At 43.2% G+C, this 18,363-nt stretch carries 18 protein-coding genes; 3 read left to right on the forward strand and 15 right to left on the reverse strand.

Annotated elements, in window-relative coordinates:
- Window positions 1-17 precede the first annotated feature (17 nt).
- On the reverse strand, window positions 18-1,220 hold the full coding sequence (locus ACJAZP_RS14990) for a potassium/proton antiporter (protein ID WP_415231550.1): 1,203 nt from the start codon (window positions 1,218-1,220) through the stop codon (window positions 18-20).
- A 1,922-nt stretch (window positions 1,221-3,142) separates the two neighbouring features.
- Between ACJAZP_RS14990 and ACJAZP_RS14995 the strand changes: the two genes are divergently transcribed.
- The 3 genes from ACJAZP_RS14995 (at window position 3,143) to ACJAZP_RS15005 (ending at window position 6,101) form a co-directional block, all read left to right on the forward strand.
- Window positions 3,143-3,478: a hypothetical protein gene (locus tag ACJAZP_RS14995; protein ID WP_415231551.1), complete on the forward strand. Its 336-nt coding sequence runs from the start codon at window positions 3,143-3,145 to the stop codon at window positions 3,476-3,478.
- 511 nt (window positions 3,479-3,989) lie between these two features.
- Window positions 3,990-4,133 carry a hypothetical protein gene (locus tag ACJAZP_RS15000; RefSeq protein WP_415231552.1) on the forward strand — a complete coding sequence of 48 codons (144 nt, stop codon included), beginning with the start codon at window positions 3,990-3,992 and terminating at the stop codon, window positions 4,131-4,133.
- A gap of 306 nt (window positions 4,134-4,439) precedes the next feature.
- A complete protein-coding gene (locus tag ACJAZP_RS15005) occupies window positions 4,440-6,101 on the forward strand; it encodes a choice-of-anchor X domain-containing protein (protein ID WP_415231553.1) in 1,662 nt (553 codons plus the stop codon).
- A 668-nt stretch (window positions 6,102-6,769) separates the two neighbouring features.
- On the opposite strand, the gene ACJAZP_RS15010 is transcribed toward ACJAZP_RS15005, so the two are convergent.
- The 14 genes from ACJAZP_RS15010 to urtA form a co-directional block, all read right to left on the reverse strand.
- Complete coding sequence (locus tag ACJAZP_RS15010) at window positions 6,770-6,952, reverse strand: hypothetical protein (RefSeq protein ID WP_415231554.1); 183 nt, start codon at window positions 6,950-6,952, stop codon at window positions 6,770-6,772.
- Between the two features lie 37 nt (window positions 6,953-6,989).
- The gene (gene ureG, locus ACJAZP_RS15015) at window positions 6,990-7,601 is read right to left on the reverse strand and encodes an urease accessory protein UreG (protein ID WP_415231555.1); all 612 of its coding nucleotides are present in this window, start codon (window positions 7,599-7,601) and stop codon (window positions 6,990-6,992) included.
- A gap of 47 nt (window positions 7,602-7,648) precedes the next feature.
- The gene (locus ACJAZP_RS15020; protein ID WP_415231556.1) at window positions 7,649-8,353 is read right to left on the reverse strand and encodes an urease accessory protein UreF; all 705 of its coding nucleotides are present in this window, start codon (window positions 8,351-8,353) and stop codon (window positions 7,649-7,651) included.
- Window positions 8,337-8,795: an urease accessory protein UreE gene (gene ureE, locus ACJAZP_RS15025; RefSeq protein ID WP_415231557.1), complete on the reverse strand. Its 459-nt coding sequence runs from the start codon at window positions 8,793-8,795 to the stop codon at window positions 8,337-8,339. The genes ACJAZP_RS15020 and ureE overlap by 17 nt, the downstream gene beginning before the upstream one ends.
- Before the next feature lie 78 nt (window positions 8,796-8,873).
- The gene (gene ureC, locus ACJAZP_RS15030; RefSeq protein WP_415231558.1) at window positions 8,874-10,577 is read right to left on the reverse strand and encodes an urease subunit alpha; all 1,704 of its coding nucleotides are present in this window, start codon (window positions 10,575-10,577) and stop codon (window positions 8,874-8,876) included.
- The gene (locus tag ACJAZP_RS15035) at window positions 10,564-10,680 is read right to left on the reverse strand and encodes a hypothetical protein (protein WP_415231559.1); all 117 of its coding nucleotides are present in this window, start codon (window positions 10,678-10,680) and stop codon (window positions 10,564-10,566) included. The genes ureC and ACJAZP_RS15035 overlap by 14 nt, the downstream gene beginning before the upstream one ends.
- Before the next feature lie 2 nt (window positions 10,681-10,682).
- Window positions 10,683-10,988 carry an urease subunit beta gene (locus ACJAZP_RS15040; RefSeq protein WP_415231560.1) on the reverse strand — a complete coding sequence of 102 codons (306 nt, stop codon included), beginning with the start codon at window positions 10,986-10,988 and terminating at the stop codon, window positions 10,683-10,685.
- Window positions 10,989-11,075: 87 nt separating this feature from the next.
- Window positions 11,076-11,378 carry an urease subunit gamma gene (locus tag ACJAZP_RS15045; protein ID WP_011771248.1) on the reverse strand — a complete coding sequence of 101 codons (303 nt, stop codon included), beginning with the start codon at window positions 11,376-11,378 and terminating at the stop codon, window positions 11,076-11,078.
- Window positions 11,379-11,403: 25 nt separating this feature from the next.
- The gene (locus ACJAZP_RS15050) at window positions 11,404-12,348 is read right to left on the reverse strand and encodes an urease accessory protein UreD (protein ID WP_415231561.1); all 945 of its coding nucleotides are present in this window, start codon (window positions 12,346-12,348) and stop codon (window positions 11,404-11,406) included.
- A gap of 24 nt (window positions 12,349-12,372) precedes the next feature.
- The gene (gene urtE / locus ACJAZP_RS15055) at window positions 12,373-13,068 is read right to left on the reverse strand and encodes an urea ABC transporter ATP-binding subunit UrtE (protein WP_415231562.1); all 696 of its coding nucleotides are present in this window, start codon (window positions 13,066-13,068) and stop codon (window positions 12,373-12,375) included.
- Complete coding sequence (gene urtD / locus ACJAZP_RS15060; RefSeq protein ID WP_415231563.1) at window positions 13,065-13,880, reverse strand: urea ABC transporter ATP-binding protein UrtD; 816 nt, start codon at window positions 13,878-13,880, stop codon at window positions 13,065-13,067. Before urtD ends, urtE begins: the two co-directional genes overlap by 4 nt.
- Window positions 13,877-15,058, reverse strand: coding sequence for an urea ABC transporter permease subunit UrtC (gene urtC / locus ACJAZP_RS15065; RefSeq protein ID WP_415231564.1), 1,182 nt, complete (start codon window positions 15,056-15,058; stop codon window positions 13,877-13,879). Before urtC ends, urtD begins: the two co-directional genes overlap by 4 nt.
- On the reverse strand, window positions 15,058-16,740 hold the full coding sequence (gene urtB / locus ACJAZP_RS15070; RefSeq protein ID WP_415231565.1) for an urea ABC transporter permease subunit UrtB: 1,683 nt from the start codon (window positions 16,738-16,740) through the stop codon (window positions 15,058-15,060). The genes urtC and urtB overlap by 1 nt, the downstream gene beginning before the upstream one ends.
- Window positions 16,741-16,835: 95 nt before the next feature.
- Window positions 16,836-18,134 (reverse strand): urea ABC transporter substrate-binding protein, encoded by a 1,299-nt coding sequence (urtA, locus tag ACJAZP_RS15075; protein WP_415231573.1) that lies wholly within the window; start codon window positions 18,132-18,134, stop codon window positions 16,836-16,838.
- Window positions 18,135-18,363 lie beyond the last annotated feature (229 nt).

An 18,363-nucleotide genomic window follows, 5' to 3' on the forward strand; every position in this document is an offset into this window, starting at 1 on the left:
CTAGATTGGAAAATAGTTTAATTATTGCTCTTTGTGTCAATATTCAGTTGGAGTTTTTTGGCCAGTGGCTCGATAGCCGCACCTTGAAAAAAAACCGATATTAAGACAATAAAAAACACCATATTGACGATAGTCAGCGCAGAGCTAACCCCCGCAGCTGCGGGGATCAAAGAAAATACAATAGGTGTGGCTCCTTTCAGCCCAATAGATGAAATAAACAGCCGTTTTTTCCAGCTTGCTTTAGGAAAGGCTAAATAACAGACTTGAACGGCTAAAGGTCTTGCGACCAAAATCAGCAATAGCGCAGGTATCAGAGAAAGGTAAAGAACATCAAAAAGCTGTTGTGGAAATATTTGCAGACCCAGCGCAATAAACATTAGCGCCTGAGCCAACCATGAAACGCTATTAAAAAAATGCTTAGTTATCTCTTTCCCTCGCTTGATACCATTTCCTATTACCACGCCAACCACATAGGATGCCAATAAAATATTACCGCCAGCAAACTCGCTACCGTAGGTTGCCAGTACAAAACTGGCGAGAATAAAAACAGGGATTAACCCATATTCCTCAAGCTTGATATGGTTAAGTAACCACACACTTAGCCGGCCGACAAAAAAAGCAATGGCTAATGCGCTTAAAATTTGAGTGACTAGCTCTGAGCCAATGGTGCTTATCGAGATTGGGTTATCAGGTGCGAGTGCCAGGTCGGTTAACAGTACAACTAAAATGAGTGCAATAGGGTCATTGGTGGCGGACTCAAACTCCAGTACGGTATCGGTTTGTTCTTTTAATTTAAGTTTTTTTGATTTTAAAATAGAGAAAACCGCGGCAGCATCCGTTGAGGAAACGATGGCTGCAAATAACAAACAATGAATAAAAGATAAATCTAATGTAAAAGAAAGTAATATGGAAAAAAATACTGTGGTAAGCAAGACCCCAAGCGTTGATAGCAGGCCTCCTTCTCGATAGGCAATACGAACGCTGGCCGTTGATGTGTTCAGGCCGCCAACGAAAACAATGATATTGAGGGCGATGTTTCCAACCAGTGATGTTAAAGATAAATTATCATAAACAAAATCAAATTCACCATTACCGATGACTAAACCAACTCCCATGAAAATCAGCAAAGATGGGATGCCAAAGGTACGTGATGGATGATGCAAAAGTATACCGATGCCAATCAAAGCCGCAATACAAATCAGTACTAGTTGATATGACATTTTTTGTTATTCTACCTTCTGTATTTGGTGTTGATTCATTCTGACGTGAGTCAACATATAAGTAATGATGGTAATCATCATTGTCGGTTTTTTACCGGCTAATTTGAAGCGCAATATTTTATTGCTGAGTTATGTAAAGCTTGAGAACCATTAAAGACAGGGTGCATCAAACTTGACTAGAAAAATTCAACGACAATCTATTCTAGTGGGGTCTAAGTATTTATACCAAAAGAACTAAAAAGGTGATCACCCTTGCTGGTTAAAATCACCCCTAACCACGTTGTGAGTTTTATTCAGAACATCCTGTTCTTCAGCACTACGTGGTCCGTTAAAGCTGTTCAACATTGTTCCATACAATTTTGTGAAGTGAGAACAACTATCTTCTACAACTCTCGCCTTGTTAGTGCTAATTTTTCCTTCGCAATACTTGCTCACTTCATTAATTCCTTTACTATAAATAGAGGGAAACGTTAAAACAAGCAGTGAATTACTTCTACTTTTTAGACATAATACTCATATAAACGGAACTTCAAAAGGTTTATATGTTGCCTTTTTTTGTTCTTAGTAAGACTTCGTTGATCTGTCTTTGCTGTTATTTTTGTTGTTGGAGTTTTGCCATTAACTGCGCGTAAACGATGATGATAAAGCGAAACACAGTCTGAGAGCGTTATGCTTATCAGCGCAATAGAAATAGGGTAAATAAATTTTTCCGTGATACTTTTTCGGTGTATAACTCAAATGCCTTATTTAGAGCCTGTCACGCTAACAAGACTGGACGGGGCATCTTTGGCGTTTTAAAACGGCTCCTACTACAACAAAAATGGACGGGCAATTTTTAACTGTATCACGTTGATTTATTTATAAAAAATCTTGGAGGTTTGCATTTTTTGGTGTGCTATAAAGATGAAATGACGGCTAGTTGAAGAAGTTGTAAATTGAATGTTTTATTTTATTCTGATTAAGTTTTTTTATTTTTTTTATAAATATATTGGCGATATGATGTTTGTTGTCGTTAAAAAAGCGCATACTCACAGGCACTGTGCTGTAATGTAGGGAACTTATAGGACAGGAACTTTATTAAATTCAAACTTATCCCTTCTGTTTAATCGCCTCCTATCGCTCAACAAACACTAAAAGAAGCACACCTGAATAAATATTTTTCAGTTCAGAGTGCCATCAAAATAATAGTGTCATTCGTCTGAGTGTTTGCAATTTAAATGTGCCAAGCGGGTTGATGAGATCACACGGGTTCAATTAAACACTATAAAAACGGCATCGAGTTTGCGACTAGCTTTACGACTAGTTTTTACAGCTAGTTTTACTGCAGAGTGCTTTCCTGAAAAAAAGAGAGAATGTCTCAACTATGTGCCATTTATAAATTTTCCCTATCGCCCATTATTTGCCTGATAAAAACAGGCTTAACGTTAATATAAGAAACTTAAGACAAACATTAAAACCCTAATGAAATTCAGTGACCGACAAACAGAACACAAACTTAATCACAATATCAACCGGTTAGAAATGCCGCTTGGTAGCTGTGAAGTTGATTCTTTGCGCTTAATTAAATATTCAAACGCCCAATACCTGCAATATTTAACCGCCAATGTAATGGATTATAGTCTTATTCGAAGGGTTGCCGATAACTATTCGCCACAATGCACCATTCCCCCATAGCAAAAAATATGCAACTTATTATGTAAAATCTAATTAAAATATATTTTGTAACATATTAGATTTAATAACATAACCAGGGAGAGTCTGTGAATATAACGTTCCGGACAGCATAGGGTTTTATTGACGATTTATATAAATATGTGCCACAAGCTGATTAAAGAAGCATAAATTTATTTAAACGAGCAGATTTTACAATCTTAAAATAATTAAATAAAACAGCGCCACAGTGCGCATTAGGCCACCAGATCATGATTAAAAGTGCAGAGTTCATAGAGACCGAAAATTCATTAACGATCAAAAAAATAATTAACAGAGAAAAAATGATGCCATCAAAAATAACAAAATATAACTCAAAAGAAGCCTTAGTCGATGCGTTTGCTGAACATATCTACGAACATGGATATAAGCGGGAAGAGTTTAAATTTTTAGATTCAGACGGCGGAAGGTCAGGTATGAAATTAGCTAAAGGGGCCGCCAAATACCTCCTCGAATTTATTGAGCGCTACGAAGCGGTGGAAATCGGTATACCTGAAACTGCAAGATGGTGCATTAACGGTTCTCCAGCATTCGGTTATGCGGAATAACAATTAAATGAAAACCGACCGGCGGCGGCAAGTCTTTTTAAGTTATCAAATGAACTTGATTATGCTGCACAGTAATTTTCCCTAATAAAGTCTGCTCTATTGGCGACAAACACTCTGTTAGGGTTGTTTTTACCCTGGCAATAGCGCGTTAATACAAACTATCAAGGTTTTTATTTTATTCAACAATTTTGGTAATATTAGCAAGATTTAATCCGCTTCTTCAAACTCCCGGAATTCTCTAGCCGCATCGGTTATTCGTAAGCTTTTGCTTGTGGGGTTGATAGTGTGATTTTTTTGCCGGTATTCTGCCTTTGACGGTGTGCTACTTTTTCCGTTGTCACGTTTTATGTAGTCAGATGCCGCATTTATTATTGGTAAGCTTTCGCTTGTTGCTGTTGGTTTAACTTTATTCTTGCATTGCTCAACCGCTTTTTAACCCACCATCTCCGACATTACGTCCCTGTACTGGCTGAGGTTCGATAAATCAAAGGGTCGCAGAGTTAGCCCGCTCATGAAACTGAACTGTCGTTCAATTCGCTCCATGTTTTCTCTTGCTAAAGCCGGCATTCATTTCAATAAAAATGGACGGGGAATTCGTAGCCGTATTGGTTTGGCTTATTTATCAAAAAATTTGAATATCTCCGCTTTTGATTAAACAGTAAAAAATAAATGGAAATTGCCTAGCGACCGTTAGGGTTATATTCATAAAAGTAGTGGGGTGAAATAAAAAAGGCTTATGTTCCCACTTTTGCTGGCATTACCACGCGATGTGACATGATAATGTGCCAGAGGACTCCAAACGTAAAGGACGACTCATGCATACTTCTATTTAATTTTTGGATAATATAAAAAATATACTCAGAGTGATTAAATAATGAAAAATAAAAGGTTTGATCCCATGACCTATAATTAATAACTAGTCATAAAACGAAGTAATATCACAAGGAATATCTATCCTAGGATGGGGGACGTTATTATTAAAACTTTAATATATTTATGTTGTTTAGTTTTTTTTATGGTGAGTGGTTTTAGCTATGCAGACTCACTTATTCCTTTAACTCAAGCATTTGAAATTGATAAAGGGAGTACATATAACGGACAATTTTTTATTTCTAGCCGTAAGATTTCAATGTTTGTGGCAGGCGTTGACAGTGCAAATGTAAGCTTTCAATTACCTGACGGAACGTCGATTAATCAGAGTAACGCAACAGATTACGGTTTTGATTGGAAGGATGAAATCAGCTCAATCGATGATGAGACTTTAGTAACGATTAGCTCAGACTCAGCAGTAAGCGGCACTTATTTTTTCGCTGCCAAAGCGCGCACAGAAGAAGGTGCAAGTTTTTCAGTATTAGAAACGCCAGGGTTACAGTATAAATCGATATTAGGAAATCCTTCGAAAAATATCTCTTCGAATACTGCCATAGCTTACTCTGTAATACTGTATCACGAAGCTCAACCAGCACTTGAGGCAACAGTAAACATTGATATATTTGATTCTCTCGGGAATACCACCAGTCAATTGACTTTAAAAGATGATGGTCAATACCCAGACGACTTGAAAGATGATGGTGTATATACGTCTATCTCAAAGTTTAGCGTTGCTGGAAATTATAACGCTTTGATACAAGTCAAATGGAATAACCACAATGGGAGAAGCACTGAATCCATCTCTGTTGCAAAATTAGATATTCAAATGTCAGGTCAGTATAGTGTAAATAAAGTTGATTCTGATGGTGACGGTTTGATAAACAAAGTTATTCTAACCTTTGAAGAACTCACTCCCAGAACAGAGGGTGAATACTCTATAACAGCGGAAATAACAGATGCGGATGGTAACAGTATTACTCAAACTTCACTTATTAGTGAAAGCGAATCAACATTGGATATGGGCTTTGATGTTGAAATATTTGATTCACTAAAATCACAACCGTGGAAAGTAAGTTCAATAAACATATGGAAAGGGGCTCAAATATTAGGTCTTTGGACTGATTTAGGCGAATTAAATATTGATACAAATAAGTTTGAACGAGATCCGTTAATCGTAACTGGAATAGCCGACGACCGAGGAGTCGATTCAAATAATGATGGGTTATTTGAAACCCTAGAAGTAGACATTACAATAGATACTGAAGTATCAGGAAGTTATGTGGTTTCTGCTGACCTCCGCTCTCTGGATCGCACTACTTTGGCTGGGGCTGATATTAGCATTGATCTGAACACCGGTATCAACACAATTACATTTGAGTTTATGGGAAGTAATATTGGCGGTAGTAATGAGAATGGGCCTTATCAATTAGCTAACTTTTTAATATATCCCAATTTTTCTTCAAATGTGACACTCTCACAATTAATTGCCCTGGTAGGGGAAACAGGGTCTTATTCCTGTCGTGAATTTATTGGTTGTGGCGCTGATATGGAAGCTGAAGTAATACGAATTGCCGCATCACTGTGTGTGAAATTGCAGCAAAATTTACTGAAAAAGTTAAATAAAATTTCAGTAACAGAAATCAAATATCCTGTTCTAGCAAAAAAGCAACTTGAAGCGCTTTATCATCGAGCGCAAGCATTAGAAAAATCCGGTGCATGCTCGGCAATCAATAATGTGAAGGGAGATAGTTAAGTTTTTATATTTCCAAATTAAATGAAATATTATAGAGAATGATAAATATGCACATGAAGTTGTTTAAAGTCTTTTGCTTAGGATTTCAAACAAATCAAACGTTCTTAACCTATAAAAACTTACTAATGGATGACCCCATGGCCCATTGTTAATTTCGGAAACATCTTTTTTGAGTCAACATATCTTTATCTGTTTGATCAAGCAGTTGTTCTATATTTGAAATTTTATTGACTAGTGTTGCTCCAAGCGTTGCTGTAAAAAGAGGTAATTCGGCGTGTTGGTAATCTCTTTTAATTGCCGAATTATTTTAAGATAGGTTTCATTATAGTCAGTGATTTTATTATCCATGACACAAAGGGTGCAGAAAGGGGCGCTCGATGGGCAAAGCACGGGAACTCCTAAATATGGGCACACACCTAACTGACTAACTTTAAAAAAATTTTTGTAACTGGAATCCGCAAGGGCATTGTTCAGGTTGCGAGGTCTTTAATCTTGAGTTTTAACAGACTGATTTTGTTTAAATTCAATACATTAGAATGCCAAACTGCGATGCGGTTTCTCATCCTCTACACGCCTTCAAGGGCGAAACTCCAACAAAGAAAGTTAAACCAAGCGCTTACAAGCGAAAGCTGTTGGCTGTCAGCCGATAGCCGACAGCCGTTATCAATTTATTTTTCTGTTTTCTTCTTATTCTTAAAATAACCCATCGCTTTCACCGCAACAACTGCACATAATCCCCAGAAAATGACATGATAAATAAGGTGTAATGACCCTTCACCAAGGGCGTGATCTTCATGGGCAAAGGCTTGTGTGCTAAGTAGCAGGGTAAATATAAAAGTAAAAAATTTCATGGTATTTCCTTTTTACGAGTTAGCGATAATAGGGCGCTTATTTAAGCATGCCTTCGGTTTCAATAAAGTCGATAATTTCAGCTAAACCCTGCTGGGTTTTCATATTACTAAAGATAAAAGGCCGGTCGCCGCGCATCTTTTTCGAATCTCGGTCCATTACCTCTAATGACGCGCCGACCAAGTCTGCAACATCTATTTTATTAATGATTAATAGATCCGATTTGGTAATACCCGGGCCGCCTTTACGCGGTATTTTATCACCCGCTGAGACATCAATAACATACAAGGTTAAGTCCGAAAGCTCCGGGCTGAAGGTCGCGCTAAGGTTATCACCGCCGCTTTCAACCAGTACAAAGTCAAGGTCGGGGTGACGCTCGTGCAGATCATCGATGGCCGCCAAGTTCATTGAGGCATCTTCACGGATGGCGGTATGCGGGCAGCCGCCGGTTTCCACCCCAATAATACGATCTTCCGCCAGGGCATTATTGCGGGTTAAAAACTGCGCATCTTCGTGGGTATAGATATCATTGGTGACCACTGCCATGTTGTATTTATCACGTAATGCGAGGCATAACTGGCTGAGCAGGGCGGTTTTACCCGAGCCGACCGGGCCGCCAACGCCGATGCGTAAAAGTTGTTTTTTTCTCATAATAAATAATCTCTCTGGTTAAATTTTTAAGATCTAAATTATTTTTTTTAGGATCTAAATAATCGCGTGTACTGGGTTTCGTGCCAGGCGCTGGCCATCGCTAAACGCGGTAAACTGCCGCCGATGTCATGGTCTTTCAATTGGTTGGCGATGCGCAGCAGATGATCCACTTTTGCGTTTAAATCAAATAAAAGGTTTTGTGCCTGGGTTTGTCCTAAGGGGACTAATTTGGTGGCTGCCGCAACCTGATTATCGATATAGGTCCAGCAAAAACCGCTTTGTGCTGAAATTAAATCGAGCTCACAAAGGTAAGCGCTAATAGCAAATACGCTCACAAAACTCAGTTCTGACTCATTTAATAAATCCAAATAAGGCGCACTGTCTAGGCTGTTGATCTGCTTTAATAAACGCACAAAGGCTTTACCCATGGCCAGATCCGCGAAGCGTAATTCACTGCTTTCACGGCAGGCGATAAGCTGCTGATTGGCGAGTTTAAAGCCTGCAAAATCACCGCTGTCTAAGGCCAAATAGAGGCGCTTTAAAATGGCCAGGTCGGTGCGTGCCAGTGACTCGCTTAAGTTTAGCTCAATCCACTCAAAGGTACTTTTTTGGCAGCTTATCCAGTCCATCTCAACCGCATACTCGAGTCCCTGTGAGAATGAAAACCCACCGACCGGCAAGTTAGCACTGCACAGCTGCAGTAAACGGTTAAGTTTCAGAGCAGCTCTCTGCCTATCAGCTGTCATGTGCATGGCTATGACCGTGGCTGCGTGCACCGTAGGCACCATTTTCAGGTTCAAAAACTGTGGGCTGATTATTCACCGATAAACCGTAATTTTCAGCCAGCTCTTCGAGTACATGGTCGGGTTTAAAGCGTACCCATAATTCGCCGATTTGCAGTGCGGTATGGCGGTTTCCTAGGTGGTAACAGACCTTGCTGAAATTCAGCCAGTCGCTTGCCACCGCGGTTGAAACCGCTTCAGCTTTACCTTTAACCTCAATTAGTAAACCGCATTCTGTTTTTAATATCTCACCCACTAATAACGGGTGACCACGCTGCACAAAAATACCGATATCCGCTCCATTATCTGTCACGCTTTTAATCCGCGATTTTTTGCGAGTATCGTGATCTAAGGTGATTGAATCATCAATTTCATCGTGGCTATGGTCGAGTCTTTCAAATACTTGTAACATTATTTGTTTATTCCCTATCTAATTTCTGCATGAAATAATACTTTTTTTGTACTGCGCAGATAAGCTACGCAGTACAAATTAAAATAGGCAGTAACGTTGTGTAAGTGGCAGCTCCGTGGCCGGTTCACAGGTTAAAAGCTCTCCATCGGCGCGCACTTCATAGGTCTGCGCATCCACTTCGATTTTTGGCTGCCAGCTGTTATGGATCATGTCTTTTTTGCCGATATTGCGGGTATTTTTACACACGCCTACCATCCGGGTCATGCCGATTTTTTCCGGCACACCTTGATCGATCGCCGCCTGCGATAAAAAGGTCATCGAGGTTTTCGCCGCCGCCGATCCGAATGAGCCGAACATCGGGCGGTAATAAACGGGCTGCGGTGTCGGAATTGAAGCATTCGCATCGCCCATCGGCGCCGCGGCAATAAAGCCTGATTTTATGATCATTGCGGGTTTAATGCCGAAAAAGGCTGGTTTCCATAAAACCAAATCGGCCAGTTTACCAACTTCAATGGAGCCTACTTCATGGCTGATGCCGTGGCTAATCGCGGGATTGATAGTGTATTTAGCGATATAGCGTTTTATACGGAAGTTATCATTGCGCTCAGTGTCCGGCGCTAACGGTCCGCGCTGCTGCTTCATTTTATGTGCGGTCTGCCAGGTACGGGTGATCATTTCCCCAACTCGGCCCATCGCCTGCGAGTCCGAGGCGATCATGCTGATGGCGCCCAAATCATGCATAATATCTTCGGCGGCAATACTCTCTTTGCGAATACGCGAATCGGCAAACGCCACATCTTCAGGAATGGAAGGGTCAAGGTGATGACAAACCATCAGCATATCAAGGTGTTCATCTATGGTATTGACCGTATAAGGGCGGGTCGGATTAGTTGACGAGGGTAATACATTGGGCTCACCACAGGCGCGGATAATATCGGGGGAATGACCGCCGCCTGCGCCTTCAGTATGGTAGGTATGAATAGTGCGACCTTTAAAAGCGGCCATGGTATCTTCAACAAAACCGGCTTCATTTAGTGTATCCGTATGAATGGCTACCTGCACATCGTAGCGTTCGGCAACGCTCAAACAGTTATCAATAGTAGCCGGAGTCGTGCCCCAATCTTCATGGAGTTTTAATCCGCACACACCCGCTTCAATCTGCTCTTCAAGCGCCAGCGGCAGGCTGGTATTACCTTTACCGAGAAAGCCAAAGTTCATGGCAAAATCGTTGGTAGCCTGAAGCATTTTATGAATATTCCACGGACCTGGGGTGCAGGTTGTGGCGTTGGTGCCCGTTGCCGGACCGGTACCGCCGCCTATCATAGTGGTGACCCCGGACATTTGCGCCTCTTCAATCTGCTGCGGACAGATAAAATGGATATGCGCATCAATGCCGCCGGCGGTTAAAATTTTACCTTCACCGGCAATCACTTCGGTGCCAGGACCAATTTCGATATTGATATTGTCCTGAATATCCGGATTGCCAGCTTTACCGATAATGGCTATTCGGCCTTCTTTAATACCGACATCGGCTTTAACTATGCCCCAGTGATCGACAATCAGCGCGTTGGTAATAACCAAATCTACCGTGGCATAACAAGAAGCCTGACTCTGTCCCATGCCGTCACGAATCACTTTACCGCCGCCAAATTTAACTTCTTCGCCGTACTGGGTATAATCTTTTTCAACTTCTAACCATAAATCGGTATCGGCTAAACGTACTCTGTCGCCGACAGTGGGGCCGAACATATGTGCATATGAATGCTTATCAATGGTTGCCATCTTTATAGATCTCCTTGAATGCCTGTGCGAAAGCCAAACGTACTCTGTCGCCGACAGTGGGGCCGAACATATGTGCATAGGAATGCTTATCAATGGTTGCCATCTTTATAGATCTCCTTGAATGCCTGCGCGAAAGCCAAAAACGCGGCGTTTGCCGCGATAGGCTATCAATGTCACTTGGCGTTGCTGCCCGGGCTCAAAACGCACGGCGGTGCCGGAGGTGATATCAAGACGATAACCGCGACACTTTTCTCGCTCAAATTTAAGGGCCGGATTGACTTCATAAAAATGATAATGCGAGCCGACTTGAATCGGGCGATCCCCGGAATTGGCCACCGTCACTGTTAATTGCTCACAACCCGCATTTAACTGCAGGTCACCGGAATCTGTTTTTATTTCACCTGGAATCATAAATTGCTCCTTAAAGTACGGCTGACAGCCTTCAGCCTTCAGCCTTCAGCTAGAAAGCTCGTAGCCCGTCACTCGCAGCCCGCCGCGTTAAATTATAGGGTTATGGACAGTGACTAGCTTGGTACCATCGACAAAGGTGGCTTCAACCTGGACGTCCGGAATCAGCTCCGCAATACCGTCCATCACCTGATCACGGGTCAGTAAAGTGCGGCCGTAATCCATCATCTCCGCCACGCTTTTTCCGTCACGTGCGCCTTCGATGATCTCCATGGAGATATAGGCCATGGCTTCGGGATAATTGAGTTTTAAACCGCGATTTAAACGTCGCTCAGCCAGTAATGCGGCGGTAAAAATCAGTAACTTGTCTTTTTCTCTGGGTAATAAGTCCATAATAATCTCTTTTTCTGATTGCCAATTAGGTGTACCAAATTCGCGGTTGCACGGCGCTTTTATTCAATAATAAAGGCCGTAATAGTTGCCATAAGCTTATAAATAACTGCTTGCACTCTTGGGCGTGATGCCCTAAATAACGGATTACTAATAAACCGTTAATCTCTGTAATACTGATTTTGTTCTGCGCCTTTTCCTCTGTTATTTTGTCACGCAGCAGATTAACTAAATTTTTGTGCTGCGGAGATTTATTAAGCTGCTGGGGTTGGTTGTGCGGCCCAGGGGTATTACAAAAGATAGGTGCATAGGCTAAAAATGTAGCAAAAACTGTGTTACCCGCGAGACCTGCCGGGTGTGCTAATAAATTATTGTCCGGCGACAGGCTGATACGATCATGATAAATAAGTTTAGTATCGCAAAATAGACGATTTAACTGGCAGTATTTGCCTCTAATAAAGGCTTGATCTGAATCGGGCAACCCCAGACAGGTGATATCCCAACCGAGATAAACACTCGTCGAGGTTAAGTTGATATCCACGCTGTTAAAGCCGTCGGCGCCTTCATAAACGATGGTTTCCTGGGGGAAATTTTCACATTTGGCTCGCGCCTCAAGGTCAAATTGGGTGATTTGAGTCTGCTGTGAATCGCCAATAGTGAGATTCTCACGGGCGCGGTAAAAACGTCCGGCGCCCGGCGTGGTAAACAACAGATGGGCATTTTTTTTAACCTCAACGCCAATGCGCAGTTCATCACCGGAGACGATTCCCGCGGGCGGATGCAGAAGGTAAATATGTGCGCAGTCAGACCCTTCGGGATAAAAAGCTTTCTGTACCGACAGCGGCCCTTTACGCCGGGTACGCGTGAGCTGCGTACCGACCGGAGTATCGCTAAATTCCAGCATTAAATGCGCCAGCCACTGGTTCTTTGGCGGTGCAGTGATTGGCGGTTTTGTCATCTCAGTAGTTAACATTTTTACCTTAATAATCATCGGCTGTTAAACGGCTAGATATTTACCCACAAGTTGATCCGTGAGTTCCTGCATCTCGCCGGAGGCGATAACCTGTCCTTTTTCCATGAGATGGAAATATTCACCGACCGCGCGTGCAAAGGGCAGTTTCTGCTCAACCAGAATAATGGTCATGCCCTGCTCTTTATTTAGCTTTAAAAGTACATCACGGATCAGTTGTACTATATTGGGCTGAATGCCTTCATTGGGCTCATCTAAAATAAGAATATCCGGATTGAGCACTAAGGCGCGGGCGATCGCCAGTTGCTGCTGCTGCCCGCCGGAAAGATCACCGCCGCGCCGATGGAGCATCTCTTGTAGCACAGGAAAGAGTTTAAATATGTGAGCAGGTATGCTTTTACTGGGTTGACGCGAACAATTTAAGCTTATTTTTAAATTTTCTTCAACACTCAGTTGCGGAAAAATATGACGCCCCTGCGGCACGTAACCGACGCCGATTTCAGGGCGCATTTCGACGCTACTTTTACTCATATCCTGACCGTTAATCACTAAACTGCCCGAGCTTATCGGCAATAAACCCATAATAGTTTTAAGCAGGGTGGTTTTACCTACCCCATTACGACCCATAATGCAGGTGCGTGATCCTTTTTTAATATTAAGAGAGAGATCCCATAATATCTGCGTGCCGCCATATTTTTGATTAACCGATTTTAATTCAATCATAATTCAGCCTGCTCCTCACCCAAATAAACTTCCCGTACATCTCTATTTTCCTGAATTTCATCCATCGACCCTTCCGCCAGTACTGAACCCTGATGTAAGACTGTGACAGTGCGGGCAATGGACCGCACAAAGGCCATATCATGCTCAACCACGACCACCGAATGTTTGCCCGCCAACGAGGTTAATAACTCTGCGGTACGCTCCGTCTCTTGCGCTGTCATGCCCGCAACCGGCTCATCAACCAATAACAGTCGCGGCTCTGCGGCAAGCAACATACCAATCTCCAGCCACTGTTTCTGGCCGTGGGATAAACGCCCGGCCGGGTAGTGGCGCTCGGTTATCAGCCCTATAGTCTCAAGCACTTCATCTATTTTATCTTGCTGCGCGCCACTGAGTTTATGAAACAGAGCGCTCCAGATGCCTTTATCACCTGCTAAACTCAGCTCGATATTTTCAAATACGCTGAGCGCCTCAAAGACAGTGGGTTTCTGAAATTTACGGCCGATTCCCGCGCGGGCAATCTGCGATTCATCGAGCTGCAGCAGATCTACCTGCTGCCCGAAACTGACTTTACCTGTGTCGGGGCGGGTTTTTCCGGTGATCACATCCATCAGGGTGGTTTTACCGGCTCCGTTGGCACCGATCAGGCAGCGCAGTTCGCCGTCTTTGATATATAAGTTAAGATCATTAAGGGCTTTAAAACCATCAAAGCTGACACTGACCCCTTCTACATATAGAATCATGCCGTGCGTGGTGTCCGGGCTAATCGACTCTTTTGAGGAGATTGGCGAGCCGTGTTTATCTACTATCATGATTTAACCTCCGCGGGGGTGGAAGTGGCAGAGGGTGGTTGTCCGTCTTTTGCCGGCAATGTATCAGTCGGTGCAGGAGGATCCAGTTTATTGAGCAGACTGGCAAACAGACCCGCCAGCCCTTTGGGTAATAACAGGGTCACTAAAACAAACAGTCCACCCAGGGCAAATAACCAGGCTTCGGGCATAATCGCGGTAAAACGGGTTTTCGCATAACTGACCACCACCGCGCCGATAATTGCGCCGTATAAAGTGCCGCGTCCGCCGATGGCGACCCAAATCACCATCTCAATTGAGTTCAGAGGTGAAAACTCACCGGGATTGATAATACCTACCTGCGGGACATACAGTGCACCCGCCAAACCCGCCAGCATTGCCGATACAACAAAAATCCATACCTTGTAATGCTCGGGTTTGTAACCGACAAAACGCACCCTGTCTTCGGCATCGCGAATCGCGGTGACCACTCGGCCCATTTTTGAGTTGACAATAAAATGGCTGACTGCATACCCAAAAGCCAGAGCAACGGCCGTGGCGACAAACAGCGCCAGTTTGGTATTCGGTGACTGCAATGAAAAACCAAAAATCTCTTTAAAATCGGTTAAGCCATTATTACCGCCAAAGCCCATTTCATTACGGAAGAATGACAGCAGCAGTGCATAGGTCATTGCCTGGGTCATAATCGACAGGTAAACGCCGCTCACTCGGGAGCGAAATGCCATGCTGCCGAAAATGTACGCGAGCAGTCCGGGGCCCGCAAAGACCAGCAACACCATCAGAACTACGTTATCTGATCCCGCCCAGTACCAGGGTAGTTCCGTCCAATTCAGAAAGACCATGAAATCGGGCAGATCAGGGTTACCGTAAACGCCGCGATCGCCTATCTGGCGCATCAGATACATACCCATAGCATAACCGCCGAGCGCAAAAAACGCGCCGTGGCCGAGACTTAAAATGCCGCAATATCCCCACACTAAGTCGACCGCCAATGCGAGCAGGGCATAACAGAGATATTTTCCGAGCAGACTGACCGTGTAATCACTGACGTAGAAAAAAGAGCCCGGTGCAAAGGCTAAGTTACACACTGTCACATACAGGGTTGAGATAAATAAAATCGCCAGCACAAAATGTAAACTGCTGAGCTTTTTAAAAGCTGCTGAATTAAGTAAATTTTTCATTATTCAACGGACCTCCCTTTTTGAGGAAACAAGCCTTTAGGGCGCTTTTGAATAAACAACACTAACCCGACCAGCACTATGATATTAGCGAGAACAGGCCCCATCGACGGCTCCAAGAATTTGTTAAAGGTGCCCAGGGTCATCGCGGCCACTAGGGTGCCCCATAGGCTACCGACACCGCCAAATACCACCACCAGAAATGAATCGATAATATAGGCTTGCCCGAGGTTAGGGCCGACATTGGTCAGCTGACTTAAGGCCACACCGGCGATGCCCGCAACCCCTGATCCCAAGCCAAAGGTGATCGCATCAACCCATGAGCTTTTTATGCTTAGTGCGCGCGCCATATCGCGGTTTTGTGAAACGGCTCGCACATGTAAACCTAACGAGGATTTTTTTAAAATCATTAATAAAGAGAAAAACACCATCAGCGCGAATATAATGATATATAGACGGTTATAGGTTAATGAAAAAATAGGATTAATTTCCAGTGAGCCACTCATCCACTGTGGCGCTTCCACCTGACGATTGAGTGGTGAGAAAACCGTTCTCACTAATTGCTGCAAAATCAGGCTAATACCAAAAGTCGCCAACAGCGTTTCTAACGGGCGTCCTTTTAGAAAACGGATCACGCCGCGTTCAATTAAAATACCGACTAAACCTGAAACAACAAAGGCAGCGGGCACCGCCATCAGCAGGGAATACTCAATTAAGCCGGGAAAGCTTTGCTGAATCACATAGGTGGTATAAGCGCCGAGCATCATCATTTCACCGTGCGCCATATTAATCACGCCCATTACACCGAAGGTAATGGTCAGACCAATCGCTGCCAGTAATAAAACCGAGCCTAAACTTAAGCCGAAAAAGAGATGATCAAGCAGTTGATAGAAATCCCCGTCCTGCTCCATTTTACCTATGGCATGGGTGAGTGCGTTGTAAAGTTCGCTATTGTCTTCAGTCGAGAGGTCTTGTGCAGTAGATAGGTCTTGTGAGGCAGATAAGTCCTGCGCTTTAGGTAATTTATTAAGCTCTTTTACCAGCGCGTTTTTAACCGCCGGCTCTAATCTTCCTGTTAACTGGCTAATAGCTGCGAGTTTTTCAGCTAGCGCGCCTTTCTCTAACTGCTCAACCAGCAGCACCACGGACATCAGTTCGTGTATCTCTTTTTGCTGCTCTGTTTTTACTAATCTTGTAAGGCTGTTAATGGCGGTTTTATTGGGGTTATCTAAAAGCTGTTTAACGGCCTGCAGGCGCACAGCCGGAGAGTCGTCGGATAAATAAATGTTGGCCAGCAGGTCGCGAATTTGACCACGAATACGGTTATTGGTTCGTATTTTCTTGAGCGCAGAACTGTTCACAGGGGCGAATTCGGTGGTCTTTAAAACAGACGTTAAATCATAGGTTTGTTGCAGATTTTTGTGTGCATAAACAAGCTGGTTAGCCGATTTCAGGTAATACAGCTGGCCCTTCATCAAGTTCATTAACAGCTCAGGTACCTGGGGAGCTGATTGTGCTGCGATTTTATTTACTAAGGGTGCCATTCTGGACAATTTTGTTGCCGGTAACTGCTTGATCAGCTCTTCGAACCCTGCATCGTGCTCTGTTGTCGGCATATCTGTATCAGCGGCCAGAGCATGGCACGACATGAGGAAAAAAAACAACAGGGAAAATATTCGTAACATTAGTTATTCCTTAATGTTAAAGAATCTACTTCTTATAGAAAAGAGAGGTATTGCTACCTCTCTGATAATCACTTTATATTTACTTTTACTGAGGGTTATTGACCTGAGCATTGCGCTGTTTTGATATTGAAGTTGCCGCAATTAACGGGGGCAGTCCAATCTGAAATCAAGTCTTTAGAACTTGGTAAAAAGTCTGACCATGCATCACCGATGACCGTATCAGGTGTTGACCAAACCACTTCAAACTGGCCATTTTCTTGAATTTCGCCAATCAGTACTGGCTTAGACAGATGGTGGTTGGAGTTCATTACCGCAATACCGCCGGTTAAGTTGGGTATTGCTATGCCAATCATCGCTTGTTCAACGGCGTCGACGTCTGTTGTACCGGCTTTCTCAACCGCTTTTACCCACATTTTGAAACCAATATAGGTCGCTTCCATCGGATCATTGGTTACCCGTTTATCATCACCGATAAATTTTTTCCAGTTGGCGATAAATTTAGTATTTTCTTCTGATTCAACACTTTGGAAGTAGTTCCAGGCTGCTAAGTGGCCCACTAGCGGGGTTGTATCAAAACCGGAAAGCTCTTCTTCACCGACAGAGAATGCCATTACAGGAATATCTTCAGCAGAGACCCCCTGGTTACCCAGCTCTTTGTAGAAAGGAATATTAGCGTCACCGTTAATGGTTGATACTACTGCTGTTTTCTTACCCGTTGAACCAAATGTTTTTACATCAGCAACAATATTCTGCCAGTCTGAATGACCAAAAGGGGTGTAATTGATCATAATATCTTTCGCTTCGACCCCTTTTGATAACAGGTAAGCTTCTAATATTTTATTGGTGGTACGCGGGTAGACATAATCTGTACCCAATAATACCCAGCGTTCTGCACCGATATCATTCATCAGGTAATCAACCGCAGGAATCGCCTGCTGATTTGGCGCCGCGCCAGTGTAAAATACATTTTGCGATGACTCTTCGCCTTCATACTGCACCGGGTAGAACATCAGACCGTTGAGCTCTTCAAGGACCGGCAGTACAGATTTACGTGATACCGAGGTCCAGCTGCCGAAAATAACATCGACTTTGTCTTTGGCCAGCAGTTCGCGCCCTTTTTCGGCAAACAGTGGCCAGTTTGATGCAGGATCAACCACCACCGCTTCAAGTTTTTTGCCGAGCAGACCGCCTTTGGCATTTTGATCCGCTATCATCATCAGTACGGTATCTTTAAGTGTGGTTTCACTGATCGCCATCGTGCCCGATAAAGAATGCAATACGCCGACTTTGATGTTCTCTGCTGCATAGGTTAAATTGGTCATTAACCCCGTTGCAACAATTGAACTGGCTAAAATAAGCTTTTTAAATTTCATAGTGAGTTTCCTTTTCTTTATCATTAGGTGTTAAAACTTTTTATCGGTTTAGATAACCGGCTGAAAAATCTTAAGCACAACCTTATTACAAGTGGTCTTAGTATCGTCTAATCATGGCAAGCATTAAATGCGCAGAAAGACGCAATAAACTACGTAAATCTACGCATATAACAGGGGGAGTGAGTGTCGTAGAATAGAGGGTTATTTGCTCAAAACTAAACCGATTCACTTAAATCTATTAACCTAAAGC

It is taken from the genome of Psychromonas sp. (assembly GCF_047632955.1).
Lineage (GTDB): Bacteria > Pseudomonadota > Gammaproteobacteria > Enterobacterales > Psychromonadaceae > Psychromonas.